15 protein-coding genes and 1 riboswitch are annotated in these 14761 nt (G+C 64.7%); of the genes, 10 read left to right on the top strand and 5 right to left on the bottom strand.

Translation table 11 applies throughout. The annotated features are described in order from the left end of the window. Positions 1-9 precede the first annotated feature (9 nt). A complete protein-coding gene (locus EHF44_RS27010) occupies positions 10-762 on the bottom strand; it encodes a maleate cis-trans isomerase family protein (RefSeq protein WP_124686856.1) in 753 nt (250 codons plus the stop codon). 329 nt (positions 763-1091) lie between these two features. On the opposite strand from EHF44_RS27010, the gene EHF44_RS27005 reads away from it, so the two are divergent. The 4 genes from EHF44_RS27005 to EHF44_RS26990 all read left to right on the top strand — a co-directional run bounded on the left by EHF44_RS27005 (position 1092) and on the right by EHF44_RS26990 (position 7318). Continuing rightward, a complete protein-coding gene (locus EHF44_RS27005; protein ID WP_124686855.1) occupies positions 1092-2252 on the top strand; it encodes an FAD-dependent monooxygenase in 1161 nt (386 codons plus the stop codon). Between the two features lie 22 nt (positions 2253-2274). Beyond that, positions 2275-2784, top strand: coding sequence for a (2Fe-2S)-binding protein (locus EHF44_RS27000; protein WP_124686854.1), 510 nt, complete (start codon positions 2275-2277; stop codon positions 2782-2784). Further along, complete coding sequence (locus EHF44_RS26995; protein ID WP_124686853.1) at positions 2781-5651, top strand: molybdopterin-dependent oxidoreductase; 2871 nt, start codon at positions 2781-2783, stop codon at positions 5649-5651. The genes EHF44_RS27000 and EHF44_RS26995 overlap by 4 nt, the downstream gene beginning before the upstream one ends. Before the next feature lie 371 nt (positions 5652-6022). Next, positions 6023-7318, top strand: a complete 1296-nt coding sequence (locus EHF44_RS26990) for an MFS transporter (protein WP_423194779.1) — start codon at positions 6023-6025, stop codon at positions 7316-7318. Positions 7319-7740: 422 nt separating this feature from the next. On the opposite strand, the gene EHF44_RS26980 is transcribed toward EHF44_RS26990, so the two are convergent. Beyond that, a complete protein-coding gene (locus EHF44_RS26980; protein ID WP_124686851.1) occupies positions 7741-8337 on the bottom strand; it encodes a histidine phosphatase family protein in 597 nt (198 codons plus the stop codon). Further along, a riboswitch (cobalamin riboswitch) is annotated at positions 8326-8482 on the top strand. (Overlaps the previous gene by 12 nt.) A gap of 2 nt (positions 8483-8484) precedes the next feature. Here EHF44_RS26980 and EHF44_RS26975 point away from each other — a divergent pair. Together EHF44_RS26975 and EHF44_RS26970 are read left to right on the top strand one after the other, a co-directional pair. After that, positions 8485-8712, top strand: coding sequence for a CbtB domain-containing protein (locus EHF44_RS26975; RefSeq protein ID WP_124686850.1), 228 nt, complete (start codon positions 8485-8487; stop codon positions 8710-8712). 12 nt (positions 8713-8724) lie between these two features. Then, complete coding sequence (locus tag EHF44_RS26970) at positions 8725-9459, top strand: CbtA family protein (protein ID WP_124686849.1); 735 nt, start codon at positions 8725-8727, stop codon at positions 9457-9459. A 7-nt stretch (positions 9460-9466) separates the two neighbouring features. Here EHF44_RS26970 and EHF44_RS26965 read toward each other — a convergent pair whose 3' ends face one another. After that, complete coding sequence (locus EHF44_RS26965) at positions 9467-9718, bottom strand: 2OG-Fe(II) oxygenase (RefSeq protein ID WP_124687068.1); 252 nt, start codon at positions 9716-9718, stop codon at positions 9467-9469. Positions 9719-10073: 355 nt separating this feature from the next. Between EHF44_RS26965 and EHF44_RS26960 the strand changes: the two genes are divergently transcribed. The 4 genes from EHF44_RS26960 (at position 10074) to EHF44_RS26945 (ending at position 12759) form a co-directional block, all read left to right on the top strand. Continuing rightward, complete coding sequence (locus tag EHF44_RS26960; RefSeq protein ID WP_253700478.1) at positions 10074-10817, top strand: DUF6884 domain-containing protein; 744 nt, start codon at positions 10074-10076, stop codon at positions 10815-10817. After that, entirely contained in the window at positions 10814-11173 is a 360-nt protein-coding gene (locus tag EHF44_RS26955; protein WP_124686847.1) for a hypothetical protein, read from the top strand. Before EHF44_RS26960 ends, EHF44_RS26955 begins: the two co-directional genes overlap by 4 nt. A gap of 38 nt (positions 11174-11211) precedes the next feature. Next, positions 11212-12141, top strand: a complete 930-nt coding sequence (locus tag EHF44_RS26950; protein WP_172966215.1) for a tyrosine-type recombinase/integrase — start codon at positions 11212-11214, stop codon at positions 12139-12141. Between the two features lie 183 nt (positions 12142-12324). After that, positions 12325-12759 (top strand): hypothetical protein, encoded by a 435-nt coding sequence (locus EHF44_RS26945; RefSeq protein ID WP_124686846.1) that lies wholly within the window; start codon positions 12325-12327, stop codon positions 12757-12759. 391 nt (positions 12760-13150) lie between these two features. Here EHF44_RS26945 and EHF44_RS26940 read toward each other — a convergent pair whose 3' ends face one another. After that, complete coding sequence (locus tag EHF44_RS26940) at positions 13151-13495, bottom strand: immunity protein Imm33 domain-containing protein (protein ID WP_124686845.1); 345 nt, start codon at positions 13493-13495, stop codon at positions 13151-13153. 297 nt (positions 13496-13792) lie between these two features. Beyond that, on the bottom strand, positions 13793-14368 hold the full coding sequence (locus EHF44_RS26935; protein ID WP_124686844.1) for a DUF3304 domain-containing protein: 576 nt from the start codon (positions 14366-14368) through the stop codon (positions 13793-13795). Positions 14369-14761: the final 393 nt, after the last annotated feature.

Below are 14761 nucleotides of genomic sequence, written 5' to 3'. Positions count from 1 at the left end.
CGCCTCCGTTCAATAGGCACCGGACAGCAACGCGCCGCCACCGGGGACCACCGCCTCCAGGTCCAGCTCCTTAAGCAGCGCGTAGGTCGTGGCGATGGCCGCCGTAATGACCGGCTTTCCAGTCATGGCCTCGACCTTTTCCACAACCGGAAGCGACGGCATTTGCACGCAGGCCGACAGCACCACTGCATCCACATCGCGCGTGTTCATCGTGGCGACGATGCCGGGCAGCCGCGACGGATCGTGGCGGCCGACTTCAAGGTTGTCCGGAATCTCGAGCGCGCGCCACTCCACCACTTCAAACCCCTCATGCTCGATGTAGTCGACCACCAGTTCGGTCAACGGCTTCATATAGGGCGCCACCAGCGCGATGCGCTTCGCCCCGATCACCTTGAGCGCATGGACCAGCGCGCCCGCGCTTGTCACAACCGGCGCCGTGGCGCCATTTTCCTCGGTGCGAGCTTTCAGGCGCGTCTCGGACTGGCGGTGGTAGCCGCGCCCCATCGACATAATCGCGACCAGGCAGGCGTAACCCAGCACGTCAACGCGAGCGTCGCTCAGTTCCAGCGCGCAGCGGTCGGACTCGGCATCCATGGCCGCCAGCTCTTCCTTCTTGACCGTCTTCATGCGCATGCGGCTCGAGTGGAACGTGAAGCGCTCGGGGCGCACCAGTTGGCGCGCGGCCAGCATGGCCGGAATCTCGGTCTCCATGGTGGTGTTGGAACTGGGAACGATCTGTCCGATCCGGAAAACTTTCTGCACTTGTCACTCCATCGTCTGTGTCTTTGTCTACCCACCCGCCCATGCCGCACGGGACGCATGGCGCACGGTCCGTCGCCTTCCGGAAAATTCTAGTGTACACATCTTATTTTTACAACAAGCGATTTGTTGCTCTGCAACGCACTCATTCAGTGCTTTCTGAATGAATGAATCCCGCCTATGGCGCATTATTTCGCCATTCATGGGCATTGATTTTTATGCTTCGTTATCTTTTAAGGGTTTTCCATTACTTGAACACATGTCGGCTTTACTTGGAAATATGTGGTGTGTACACTCGATTTAACGTGACAGACCAACTCAGGAGAGACGTCGTGCAAGGGAATACTCGAATTGCTGTGATCGGTGCGGGCCTTGGCGGGACGGCTGCGGCCGCCCTGCTCCAGCGTGCAGGATTCAACGTGAAGCTGTACGAGCAGGCCCCAGCGTTCTCTCGGCTGGGTGCCGGCATCCACGTGGGCCCCAATGTGATGAAAATCCTGCGCCGCATCGGCATCGAGGACGCCATGAACGCGATGGGCTGCCACCCCGACTACTGGTACAGCCGCGACTGGAAGACCGGCGAGGTCGTGGCGCAGATTCCGCTGGGCGACTATGCGCTGTCCCACTACGGCGCCAGCTATCTGACGGTGCACCGTGGCGACTTCCACAAGCTGATGACCGACGCCGTGGACCCGGCCCGGCTGGCATTCAACAAGAAGCTGGAGCGCGTGGAAGACCTGGGCAATGTGGTCCAGCTGACGTTTGCCGATGGTTCGGTGGAAGAGGCTGACATCGTCATCGGCGCGGACGGCGTGAATTCCCGCCTCCGCGAGCATCTGCTGGGCGCCGAGCCCCCCAAATACACGGGCTATGTGGCGCACCGCGCTGTGTTCCCGATTTCGCGCGTCAAGGGTTTCACGCACGACCGCTGCACCAAGTGGTGGTCCGATGATCGCCACATGATGGTCTATTTCGACACGAGCAAGCTGGATGAGATCTACTACGTGACGGGCGTGCCCGAGGCCGATTGGGACATGAGCCGGAGTTGGGTGCCGAGCAGCGTCGAGGAGATGCGCGCCGCCTTCGACGGCTGGCACCCGGGGGTGCAGTCGCTGATCGAGGGTACGGTCGAGGTGACCAAATGGCCGTTGCTGGAACGCGATCCGCTGCCGCTGTGGAGCCGCGGCCGCCTGGTGCTGCTGGGCGATGCCTGCCATCCGATGAAGCCGCACATGGCCCAGGGGGCCGCCATGGCCATCGAGGACGCGGCCATGTTGACCCGCTGCTTCGCGGAAGCCGGTTTGCAGGACCACGCCTACACGTTCGCGCTGTACGAGGCCAATCGCGCCGAGCGCGCCGGCAAGGTGCAGAAGGTATCGCACGATAACACCTGGCTGCGCACCAACGAGAACCCCGACTGGTGCTTCGGTTACGACGTGTTCTCGGTGGCCCTGCGCGAGCCGGCGGCCCGGCCTGTTCCGGCAGCCGCTTGACTCCCCCGCAGGGCGCCCAACGATGACCGCATCCCGTCCCCTGATGCTGCGCGTGAACCGGACGTCGCACGATGTCTGTGTCGATCCGCAAACGCCGTTGCTCTATGTTCTGCGCAATGACCTCGCCTGTAACGGTCCGAAGTATGGATGCGGGCTGGGCCAGTGTGGGGCTTGCACGGTGCTGATCGATGGCGTGGCGGCACGGTCGTGCATTGTGCCCGCCGGCGCGGCCGTGGGGCGGGCCGTGACCACGCTGGAAGGACTCGGCACCCGGGCGCAGCCGGACTCGGTTCAGCAGGGCTTCATCGACGAGCAAGCGGCCCAGTGCGGCTACTGCCTCAACGGAATGATCATGAGCACGAAGGCGCTGCTGGCGGTGAACCCGGACCCGAGCGACGCCGAGATCCGCGAGGCGCTGCGGTTCAACCTGTGCCGCTGTGGCACACACATGGAAATCCTTCGCGCAGTGCGGCGCGCCGCAGCGTTACAGCGCGAAGCCGACGCGCGACGCGAGTTCGAGGCAGTCCGATGAACGCGCGCACGCACGACACGGTTCGACTGGCGGTGCCGGCTGCGGTGCTGCATGGCTACGTGGCGCGTCCGGCCGGCGGGGCCGCCCGCCTTCAGCGCTTCGACGCCGATCTGGCGCGCCGCTGCGCCGGCGTGGTCGACATTGTCGCGCGTGGCAACTTCCTGGCGGTCGTGGCAGACACGCGCCACCAGGCCAGGGCCGCGGCGGCGGCCTTACAGCCTGTCTGGCGGGCCGACACGCCCCCCGCCCAGCCCATGCACACCCGGACGGTGCGCATCGCCTCCCGTGGCGATGCGGCAACGGCACTGGCGCAGAGCGCGCAGCGTGTCGACGCGAGCTACCGCTGGCCGCTGATGAGTCCGCGCATCGACGCCTGCGGCACGGCAACAGCCGAATGGCGCCACGGAACGTTGCATGTGTGGCTGGCTTGCACGCAGCCAGCCGCGCTGCGGACGTCGCTGGCGGCGTTGCTGGACGTCCCCGAGAGCCGGGTCCTGATCGTTTGCGATCCCGACCCGACGGCGCGCCATGACAACTATTGCGCGGCCCAGGCGGCAGCCGATGCGGCGCTGATGACCCAGGTAGTAGGCCGGCCAGTGCAGGCGGAATGCCACGCGGCAGACCTGACCGGCGCGTCGGCGCACGTGACGCTGGTAGTCAGCGGCGCGCTGGCCCCGGAGTCGGCCTATCGCATCGCCGCAAGCGCGCCAGCGCATGCTAGCCAGCCCATTGCCCTGGCGCAAATCGGAACGGCATCGCCGGCGGCCGACGACGTTGCGGTCGATCCGAGCCTGGTGCCGCCGTATGCGGTGGAGCACCTGGACGTCACGGCCACCCTGCCCATGGATGTGCCTTCGGACATCGCCGCGCGAGGCCAGGTATTCGCCCACGAATCCCACTGGGACGAACTCGCCGTGCGCGCCGATCTCGATCCGTTGGCTTTGCGGCTCCGCTCGCTGGAAGACTGCACCGGCACGGAACTGATCAAACGCGTCGCCGCCCAGTCCGGTTGGCGCGGACCGCTGCACGGCCGCGCAAGGACGGACGAAGGGGTTCGACACGGACGTGGCTTTGCCTACGCCAGCGTCGTCGACGTCGAGGATGGACGCCCCGCCCGCACGTGGTCGGCCTGGGTGGCGGACGTCGAAGTCGACAGCCGCACAGGCGACGTCAGCGTCACACGCGTGACGGTCGGCCACGAGCGCGAAGTCACCCGCAGCGATGCGCCGGCACGGCCCACATCGCTCAAGGACGACGTAACCGTCGCCGCGCGGCAGCTCACCGCTGGCGGCAGCGCATACGATGCTTGGGGCGACGACGCGACAGCGGAATCGGCGTTTGCGCTGGCCACGCACGCAACCGGTGTCGCCATGGCAGCGCCGACACAGGTCGACGTCGTTGGCTCTTTGGCCGGCAGTGCGGCGGCGACGCTGCCGGCCGCTGCCGCCGTCGCCAATGCGATCCATGACGCAACGGGCATTCGTCTGCGCGAGCCGCCATTCAGTGCCGGCCAGATTCGCGAAGCATTGGCCACGGCATCCGCCGCGTCCGATGAGACAGCGCGCCAGCGAGCAGGCAAGCGCCGCTGGCTGGTTGCCGTGCTGGCGCCGCTGACGGCGCTGGCCGGCCTGTGTGCCACCGTGATGCCATGGCGGGCACCCATCGCGCCCGTGGCGCCCACCGGCCCCGGCTTCTATTCGGCCGCCACCATCGAACGCGGTCGGCTGGTAGCCGCAGCCGGCGATTGCGCGGTGTGCCATACCGTCCCAGGCGGTGCCCGCAACGCCGGCGGACTGGGACTGGAAACACCGTTCGGCACGGTCTACAGCACCAACATCACGCCCGATGTCGAAACCGGCATCGGCAACTGGTCGTACGCCGCGTTTGAGCGCGCCATGCGCGAGGGTATCCATCGGGATGGCCGGCGCCTCTATCCGGCCTTCCCGTACACCGCGTTTGCCAAGGTGAGCGATTCCGACATGCAGGCGCTCTACGCCTACCTGATGTCGACCGAGCCAGTGGCGTCGCGCCCGCCCGAGACGCAACTCGCGTTCCCATTTAATCTCCGCCCCGCGCTGGCCGGTTGGAATGCGCTGTTCCACCGTAATGCGCCGTACGAGCCTGATGCCAGCCGGTCTGCGTTGTGGAATCGCGGCGCATATCTGGCCGAGGGGCTGGGGCATTGCGGCGCATGCCATTCGCCACGCAACGCGCTGGGCGCCGAGAAAGGCGGCAAGGCGTACTTGACCGGCGGCGAGGCCGAAGGGTGGGAAGCGCCGGCGTTGACCGCGCTGTCGAAGTCGCCAGTGCCGTGGACGGAAGACGACCTATTCCAGTACCTGCGCACTGGCTATGCCGCCCGCCACGGCGCAGCGGCCGGGCCGATGGCACCGGTGGTCGAGAGCTTGCGCGAACTGCCTGCCAGCGATGTGCGCGCGATTGCCCACTATGTAGCGTCGTTCCAGCCACCGGCGCCCGACGCTCCGGACGTGGCGACCGTTGAGGCGCGCAGCGATGCGGCGGCGCTCCGGCTATCGGGCGCGACCGACCGTCTTTACCAGAGCGCCTGCGCGGTGTGCCACCAGGGCAATGCCGGTGTGCCGCAGTTCGGCGTGAAGCCATCGCTGGCGCTCAATAGCAACCTACACAGTGTGCGCCCGGACAACGTGATCCAAGCGGTGCTGCACGGCAGCGACACGCCGCCGCAGTCGGGCATTGGCTACATGCCAGGGTTCGCGGACAGCTTCGACGATGCCCAGGTAACCGAACTCTTGCATTACCTGCGCCAGCGTTTCGCGCCGGGCCAGCCGGCATGGCACGACGTGGAAGCGACGGTCGCCAGGATAAGGCAGCAGCCCAAGCACTAATGTAGCGCTCACTACATCAGTGCCGATGTCCGGCACAAGGCGGCCGCACGCACCGGAAACAGGCGGCGGCGCGCTGCCAATGTGCCTGAAGTTGACCAGCAGTACACAGAATCGATAGCAATCGATCGCCATTCGGCTGGCGCGGACCTTGCGACCCCAGCAATGCCGCCCGGCACGGCCAGATCTCGGGTAGACAAACCACGGCGAACACGCCATAAGGAGCGACAATGCAATCCCCGTATCAAGACTCTGCGGCTGCCCTGCCCCCCGTGGCGGCCGCAACGCCTGACATTTACCGCGAGGACGTGCGCGTTGACCGCCTCGGCCTGAGCGCCCGCCATGGCGCCGCCGGCACGGCAGGCCAAGCATCGCTGGAAAGCGGCATCCAGGCCGCAGGCGTGGGCAAGTTCCAGTATCGGCTCTTCGTGATCTTCGGCTTGGTATGGCTGGCCGACGCGATGCAGGTCCTGTCGATCGGCTTCAGCGCACCGTCCATTGCCAAGACGTTCGGCATCACCGTGCCCCAGGCGCTGCAGACCGGCACGTTCTTCTTCGTGGGCATGCTGATCGGCGCGTTCTTCTTCGGACGCCTGGCCGATCGCATCGGCCGCCGGCCCGTTCTGATGATGGCCGTGGTCATCGATGCCGTGTGCGGTGTGGCATCGGCGTTTGCCCCGGAACTGACCTGGCTGCTGGCCCTGCGCTTCCTCACCGGCATCGGCGTAGGTGGCACGCTGCCCGTCGACTACACGATGATGGCCGAGTTCCTGCCCAGCGACCGACGTGGCCGATGGCTGGTGCTGCTGGAATCGTTCTGGGCCGTCGGCACCATCTGCCTGGCGCTGCTGGCGCTGGCGGCGCTTTCGTATGGCGATCAGGCATGGCGCGTGATCTTCCTGGTCACCGGCATTCCGGCATTGATCGGCGTGGTGCTACGCTTTTACATCCCCGAGTCGCCAATGTTCCTGAACCGCAGCGGCAGGTCCGACGAGGCCCGCAAGGTGCTGCAGCGCGTGGCCAAGGTGAATGGCCGCGACGTCGACATCCCGCCGCTCAAGTCCGAGCCGGTTGCCCCGAAGTCGGTCTTCGCGCTGTTTTCCACCAGCTTCCGGCGCCGCAGCATCGCCCTGCTGGCCGCCTGGGCGCTGATTTCGATCGCGTACTACGGCGTGTTTGTCTACCTGCCGATCAAGCTGAGCGCGGAAGGCTTTGCGTTCATGCGCGGCCAGGTGTTCCTGGTGGTGCTAGCGATCGTGCAATTGCCCGGCTTCGCGCTATCGGCCTATGGCGTGGAGCGCTGGGGTCGGAAGCCGACGCTGATCGGATTCCTGCTGCTCAGCGCGGTGGGTTGCATGCTGTACAGCCTGGGCACCTCCCCGACCGTGGTTATCGGCTCGACGCTGCTGATGAGTTTTTCGTTGCTGGGCACTTGGGGGGCGCTGTACGCGTTCACGCCCGAGGTCTACCCCACGGACCTGCGTGCCACCGGCATGGGCACCGCAGGCGCCGTGGCACGCTTCGGCGGCCTGTTCGCGCCGGCCATCATCGCGCCGGTCATGGCCTCGCACTTCACGCTTGCACTGGTGATGATCTCGACGATGCTGCTCGTCGGCGCGTTCGCCATCGCGGCCGTCAACGTTGAATCGAGGAATCGCGCGCTGGACTGAGCGCGTGGCCCGTGACATCCGACCGGGCGTTCCGGGTGGCGCACCATGAACGAAATGACAATCGGCGAGCCTTCCGCAGCGCGATGAAGTACTGCCACGTGCAGCACGAGGGCCGCCTCAGCACTATTGTCTTTGCCGCCGCTGAAGGCGACGACGGCGGGGTGCCGAGCCCGCAACAGCGCGATGATTGCCGCGATTGCCCGGTCGATTGCTTAAACTGTCGAACTGGTGCTGACCGTGGAAGCGGCCCCGGAGCCGCCCGTGGCTGTGGCGCCCGATATCGCGTTCATACCGACCGTGCCCTACGGCAACACGCTGATGATGGCTAGGACAGTGGGCTTGTGGTCACGTTCTGGAACACGGGGCAGGACGTCTACGGACCTTTCCGCTCGCGCGCCGCAGCAGCCTGGCGCCCCAGCGCCTCAGCCGCCCGGCTGAATAGGGACGGCCACGGTCGACACGCGCCAGCCGCCAGGCTGGCCGGTCAGCGTGGTCAGTGTCAGCGGCGCGATGTCCAGCCGCGTGGCAGCCCGCGCCGGCGCGCCCCGCGCATGCACCACCAGCGCGCAGATCACGCTCGCATGGGTCACGGCCAGCGTCGGTCCCGGCGCGCAGGCATCGATCCAGCGCGCCGCGCGCGACGCCACGGCCAGCAGCGATTCACCGCCGTGCCCGGCCATCGCCGGATCGGCCAGCCATGCGGCCAGCGCGTCCGGCGCCGATGCGGCCACGTCCTTGAGCGACTGGCCTGTCCACTTGCCGTAGTCCACCTCGCGCAACTCGGCGTCGGCGGCGGCCTCCAGCCCCAGCGCCTCGGCCGTGGCGCGCGCCACGGGGGCCGGACTGCGTGAGACGCGGGGCGAGTCCCCGCCGATCATCGCCAGCAGCGGATCACGCAGCGTCGGCAGACCTGCCAGATCGGCCGGATCTGGCAGGTCTAGCGCCGTGTTGGCCGGAAAGCGGCCGGTGCGCAGCGCGGCGGTGGCGGGGACGCAAAGCAGGGCGATGCGGGAAGTCATGCGGCGGGTCCGGGAGTCGATTAGAATGCACGGATTCCGAAGGGAGGAAGCCGGTGGAATTCCGGCACGGTCGCGCCACTGTAGAGTCAGACCTTCCCTGCGGGCAACGATCCGTGACAGGACGCGCCATCCTCAAGGAGAAATCCCATGCACGCAAGTGCCATCGCCACGCCGGCCGCCATCGCGCCGGTATCCCTGCCTGTTTCCATCCCCGTCCGCGAACTGCTGCCATGGGCCGTGTTCGGCGGCATGCTGCTGCTCCTGGCTATCTATTTCGTGGGTGTCGAAGCGGGCGCCATGGCGGTCTTCAACACCATGTACGTGCATGAATTCGTGCACGACGGCCGCCACCTGCTTGGCTTTCCTTGCCACTGAGGAAGTCGCCCCATGGTGAGACGTCTGCTGGTCCGCGGCATGGTCGCGGGCTTCCTGGCCAGCCTGCTGGCCTTTGGCTTTGCGCGCGTGGTGGGCGAGCCGCAGGTGGCGCGTGCCATCGCCGTCGAGGAACAGGCCGCCCATGAGATGGGCGGCAGCCACGCGCACGAGGTGCCGGAACTGGTGAGCCGCGAGGTGCAGTCCGGCGCGGGCCTGTTCGTCGGCGTGGCCGTATTCGGCAGCGCGCTGGGCGGGCTGTTCGCGCTGGTGTTTGCCTACGTCTACGGCCGCATCGGGCGGCTCGATGCGCGCGCCACGTCGGTGCTGCTGTCGCTGCTGGGCTACGTGGCCATCGTGGTCGTGCCGTTCCTGAAGTACCCGCCCAATCCGCCGGCCGTGGGCGACCCTTCCACCATCGGCCTGCGCACGGCGCTGTTCTTCACGATGATCGCCGTTTCGCTGGTGGCGATGACCGTGGCGGTGGTCGCGGCGCGCCGACTGCTGGCGCGAGCCGATGCGTGGACGACGTGGCTAGGTGCCAGCGCGGCGTTCGTGGTGCTGGCCGGGCTGGCGCATGCCTGGCTGCCCGGCATCGACGAGGTGCCGAACGGCTTTCCCGCTACGCTGCTCTGGCAGTACCGGGTAGCTACCTTCGGCATACAGGCCGTGCTCTGGGGCGGGCTGGGACTGATCTTCGCGCGGCTGGCCCAGCCGCTGATGGCGGGCCGGGTGGCGCCGGCGCGCTAACCGGCCCTTACATCGACGCGGCGCGCACGTCGTAGGCGGCGGACACGAAGCGCCGCTGCCGCATCCACTTGGTCGCCACCCGTTTCTCGCCGCGTGCCACTGCGGCCGCCGCATGCAGCGTGCGGCCGTCCAGCTGGCCGCCGTCGTCGCAATACTCGAAATAGAGCGCTTTGCCCTTGCGCGGCAACACCGACAGGCCGATCTCGGGAAACACGACCTCGCCGCCTTCGGGTACGTCGTTCAGGTAGATCACCATCATGCTCACGCGCTGACCTGATTCGACGAGTGATCCGGCATCACGAAGTCGAAATGCGGGACGGCTCTGGGCGTCGGGGTCGTAGTGCAGCGCTTAAGGAAGACACCTTCATAGCATTCCATAGCATTGGAGACAAAGGAAATGCCCGCACCCTTTCGGGAAGCGGACGTCTCGCATGCGCATGATGGTTGCCGGCGAGCCGACGTCACCGAGCTCCTTTCGCACTGCGCGGACGTGACGTTGACGCCGGCGGCGCGGAGGGCATTATTGGCGGAGGGACCGCAAGGTGGATGCTTGACATGCCGATCAGTGGCGTACGCTCAAAGGGCAATTTCGCCACATCGCTTGAGTGCCCGCCATGCAACTTGCCCTCTTCCCCCACCACACAAGGGTCGAATTTGATACGGCGGCGCTCGCCCTAGTGGTTCTAGCCTGTTCTGGGAAGAAGGCTGCGGTCCGGTCCCCTGCTCTACAACTCTACCAGGGCGTGATGTATCAAACTTACCGCACCCACACTCCATGCAGCGGCGCCACGCCTGCGATGGTGATCCTCTCTGCAAAATATGGCTTCGTATCGCCGGACGACACGCTGGACCCTTACGATTTGAAGATGACATCTGCCCGCGCAGACGAGTTTTTGGCGAGGCTGCACCAGTCCGTCGTGCAGGTGGCCTGGCCACGCTTGGCCAGCAGAGTGCTCCTCGGAGGTGGCCAAACCTACCGGCGCGTGATGCGCGCTGCGATTAAGCTGGTCGGCGCGGAGCGCCTGCCCATCGAGGATGTCGGCGGCGGTATCCGCAACCAGCGCTCTCAACTTGCTCGTTTCCTCGCTGGAATGGCCCCGCAGTTTGTCGAGCAGATTGGCTCGCATCCAAACGGCAACCCGGTGTTTCGGCGATATGGTCCATTCGAAGTGGGCGCCGAGGTCGAACTCCAATACCGGGCGATTCCAGGTTCGACGACCACGCCTGCGCACGTTCTTTCGCTCTTTCCGGGGCCTATGGGGCCGACCGCAGAGGTAGAAATTGCTTGCGATGTGAAAGGTCGCATGAGAGGGAGTACTCGCTGGGTCAGCGTAACGGACTTGGGGCTACCGTCATGAACATCGAGGCCGAAAACCAGCGCATCTTGAGTGGGGAGGCCCAACGCCTCGCGGAACATCTGGACGGTACGGCCGAGCAGTTGCTCGCCCTCGCCTTTGCCGGCTACCACGCTTGGACAAGGAATCGTCGACTCCATTTTCCCGAGAGTCGCCGGCACACCCTTTTGCTTGAAATACTGCGTTACTGCGCAGACGAGCATCTACTCGAATGCCCGCCGCTTGAGCTGAGCCGCGTGGAAGCAGTGGAACAGGCGATGGACGCTTACTACCCCCGTTACGCGCGCCTTCGGCGGGCGCCGCGTTCGGGCAGGCCACCCCTCCACTTGCAAGCAGATCGCGTCGCGAAGCGACGATAGGTTTGCTAGGCAGGCAACTTTCAGTATATAAATTAGTCATGGATAAACTGTGGCTTTCCGATCCTCAACGGGCGTATGCCGACTGGCAGGCCCGCGAAGCCGCTGGCGCTGACCGGCGGCCGTTCTCCCAGCAATCCATCGTTCAGCATCGGGCGATGTTCGACAGGTTCCACCGATACCTGGTCGGCCGCGGTGCGACGTTGGCCAGCTTCGGCGCCGATGTCCTCGATGGCTTCTGGCGCGACGGCGATGCCGCAAACTACTCGCCAGCGACGCGCATGCGTTATCTCAAGTTGGTCGATCGCCTCTGCAGGCATCTTGTGGCCATCGGCGTACGGGATGCCAACCCTGCCAGCGAACTCGTACTCGGTCAGCACTGGCCCGTCGACGACCCCGATGTCCTGTTCCTGCCCGAGGACGTCGATCGAGACCTGCAGGAATTCGTACGGCCGCAATCCTCCGACGATCCGGCCACCCTGCAGAAACGGGCGATCATCGCGATGTTCCTCGGCACCGGTGTCACGGCCAGCGAAGGCCGCGCGGCGCGCATCCAAGACCTGAACCCCCACGCATCACCGCCATATCTCCACGTACCGGCGCGCCCACCCAAGCTATCCCGAACCATTCATCTGGAGCCCTTTGCGGTCGCGACACTGAGCACATGGCTCGGTAATCGCCGCGCTTGGCCAGCCGAGGGCGATCTCCTGTTCTCACTTCAGCGCACAGGCACGCCGATCACAGACATGAGCCTTGGGAAGATCGTTCGTGAGGCATTCGCCGCTGTTGGCCACGAGGCCGAAGACATGGGCCCGCGGATACTGCGGAACACCTACTGCCGGCGGCTATTGATTCGTGGCGTTGCGCCCGACGCAGTTACGGAACGGCTGGGCCTGGCGAGCAACCGGACGGTTGCACGAATCGCCGCGACACTCGACGCGCCTGGGAGCCAGGATCGCCCCCCTCTTTAGCCGGGAGGCCGGCTCAGGCTTGCTACGCCATACTCGCAGCTCGAATTTCCGGACAAACGAACTGAACAACACCGGGAGAAGCAGCATGGTCACCACCCTCGCCTGGGCCCTGTACGCCCTCACCCTCTTGGCCGCGCTTTTTGCGGGCCTGCGCTGGATTATCACGAACGACCCGAGCTACGCATGGGTCGAGTAACGATCTGCTTGGCCGCCTTGGCCATGATCGGCGCTTTGCTGGGCACAGCCCATGCCTTTACGAAATGCCAGCGCGCCAGCCGAGTGTTGTACACGCAGGATCTGTACTGCCCAACAGGTTATTCTCCGATTGCCAGCACCGCCGTCGGGACGGTCTCTACTATCGGCAAAAGTGAAGGCGTGCACCGGCAAGAGCAGGAGTATCTCGAGGCGCGCGCGAGCACGTCTCGCGCGGGGACGCAGAACGCCACTGCAACCACGTCCGTACAGGCCCAGCCACAGGCCGCAGCATGCGATGCGCTCGCCGAGCAGGCCAGGGCCGTTGAAGCTTCGATGCGGCGACCCAACCCATCCTCGTGGCAAGACAACCTGCGCCAGCAGCACCGCGGGATCCGCGACCAACAGTACCGGATGGGATGCTAGGATTCCGAAGATCTGAGTATCGATTGATCTCGTCGCACAGTGAAACAAGCCAGTCCCAAAACGTAGCAGCGCGCGGCGGCCGTCCTTACCAGGCGTCGCGCCTCCGCCACACTGCAAGGCTTCGTCTGTCACGGGGTCACTTCAGAAAACGGAGAATATTGCCCGATAAGACCTTTTGTTCTGTGGCAGACGTTGGCACCCGGCCGAGAAGCGCTTCCCCGACGGCAGGCGACAGTTTGTGCGCTTCAACCTGGATGGCGAGCACGTCGTCGTCGACAACGTGCAAACGGTATCCGGACCATCACAGGAGCTGTAGAGCAACGCCCGCAGAAGCGATGAGCCCGGCCAAGGCCGGGCTCATGAGAACGGATGTCGCTATCGCAACTTGACACTAAGAAAGATTCGGATCCTCCCAAACGTCCTCATAAGCTTCCGTTACCAAGAACCTCCATCCCGGAGGTAGTCCCAGATAAGGAACCACCAGTGGAGCCCATTCTGCAAGATGGACGCCATGTAATGGCAAGAAGAAGTCTGGGTCTTCAGAGAAGGTCTCGCCGGCCCAAATGTACCAGCCGCATGTATCAGCTTCCGGCTTGATCCTAAGTCCATTAAGAGGTCGCACGCCATCCTTGACGTTACGTGATATGCCGACTTTCAAAGCAAGATCACAACCAAAGTACGACGCGCCGAATCGCGAGCAAATCTCTTTCTGACTATTGACAAGATCCTGTTTCATTTTCAGAAGCCGAAGAATTCTCTCATCGCCTTGCCAAATGCCCCAAGCTGGCCGCCTTGAGTTGCTGAACAAGTCGGACAATGTGGCTGGACAGCGTCCACAGCCCTTTGGGCAGGCACATTCACCGAACCGTCTCGATAGTACTGTACTACCAACGGGTCTTTGTGATCTGCCACCTGGGTCGTTCTGTGACAGCCGACTCTCCTGGCGGACGACGCGTCATACCACTCAAGCGGCCGAGTTGCCTTGTGGGTCCGTCGACGCAACAGCCTAACTCGTTGGATTAGACAGGCACAGTTAGTGGTCATGGCCACAGCTACCGAACCTCTCGTCGTTGTCCACATTTCCGGATGGCCGACGTTTCACATAGCTGACCCGCTCGAGCTGCATTCGGGGCGGTGCCGGATAGTCGGACAGCGCTGCCTTGATGCTGCCGTCCGGGAAGAAATGAACCTCCAGATACTGCGGATCGGCGGGCACCGGGCCATCTAGAACGGCGCTCTGCCTGCACCAAGGCACGCGCCCATCCCGTTTCCAAGCGATATCGATCGTAATCGGTAGTGCAGCGCCGGCTGGGATGGCGGCACAGCACACGCCACCGCCACCGCCAGATGTCTTTGACGAAACCTCGATGTTGCCTCCGCCGGCCCCGTTGACGGTAAAACTGCCTATGTAAGTATCCGTGTAGTTGTAGCCGACGATGGTCAGCCCCCTCATGTTGCCCGGCAGGCGATTATGGGGGGTAATCGGAGGCATCCGGTCAATGCCCGGAACCGTGCCCGCCGCGGCGCCAAGCGATTTCGCCAACACCAGAAGCCCACACAGCACGATTCCAAGGAAATTTGCAAATCCGCTAACTCGTGGCGACTTCATAAGCCATTAATTCCTATCTATTCGACGCGCACGGCGGCCGCGACCGCCAACGCATAGCACATGACCCTAACCTGGGCTCTACTGATGCCAGCGCTTACGCGCCCGCTCCTCTCTCGCTTGCCGGATTTTCCTTCGTCGGATTGCACTGCCTTTCCTCCAAACCGAAAAGCTCTTGACGAACCGGGAGGAGATTCCCCAGCCGTAGTCGATCAACCACACAAGCGCGAACAAGGCGATCACGATGCCGACGAGTATCAGTACGTCGACCAGCGTCTGCTCCCACGACACAAACCGCCCAATACCACTGCTCCCATGTCTCATTGACATCTACCTAAGATCGATCTCGAAAGCGCCGGTATGACCGGCACACCTCGTCCTGGTTTCCTTGGACTA

This window comes from Cupriavidus pauculus (genome assembly GCF_003854935.1).
GTDB lineage: Bacteria > Pseudomonadota > Gammaproteobacteria > Burkholderiales > Burkholderiaceae > Cupriavidus > Cupriavidus pauculus_C.
Note: the sequence above shows the minus strand (reverse complement) of the source record. Positions and strands in the feature narration are given on the sequence as shown.

Coding starts and splice junctions, on each gene's coding strand:
- EHF44_RS27000 (WP_124686854.1), top strand. CDS start 2,275: ATGACCGCATCCCGTCCCCTGATGCTGCGCGTGAACCGGACGTCGCAC.
- EHF44_RS26995 (WP_124686853.1), top strand. CDS start 2,781: ATGAACGCGCGCACGCACGACACGGTTCGACTGGCGGTGCCGGCTGCG.
- EHF44_RS26980 (WP_124686851.1), bottom strand. CDS start 8,337: ATGACTTCCCGCATCGCCCTGCTTTGCGTCCCCGCCACCGCCGCGCTG.
- EHF44_RS26975 (WP_124686850.1), top strand. CDS start 8,485: ATGCACGCAAGTGCCATCGCCACGCCGGCCGCCATCGCGCCGGTATCC.
- EHF44_RS26970 (WP_124686849.1), top strand. CDS start 8,725: ATGGTGAGACGTCTGCTGGTCCGCGGCATGGTCGCGGGCTTCCTGGCC.
- EHF44_RS26965 (WP_124687068.1), bottom strand. CDS start 9,718: ATGATGGTGATCTACCTGAACGACGTACCCGAAGGCGGCGAGGTCGTG.
- EHF44_RS26960 (WP_253700478.1), top strand. CDS start 10,074: ATGCAACTTGCCCTCTTCCCCCACCACACAAGGGTCGAATTTGATACG.
- EHF44_RS26955 (WP_124686847.1), top strand. CDS start 10,814: ATGAACATCGAGGCCGAAAACCAGCGCATCTTGAGTGGGGAGGCCCAA.
- EHF44_RS26950 (WP_172966215.1), top strand. CDS start 11,212: ATGGATAAACTGTGGCTTTCCGATCCTCAACGGGCGTATGCCGACTGG.
- EHF44_RS26945 (WP_124686846.1), top strand. CDS start 12,325: ATGGGTCGAGTAACGATCTGCTTGGCCGCCTTGGCCATGATCGGCGCT.
- EHF44_RS26940 (WP_124686845.1), bottom strand. CDS start 13,495: ATGAAACAGGATCTTGTCAATAGTCAGAAAGAGATTTGCTCGCGATTC.
- EHF44_RS26935 (WP_124686844.1), bottom strand. CDS start 14,368: ATGAAGTCGCCACGAGTTAGCGGATTTGCAAATTTCCTTGGAATCGTG.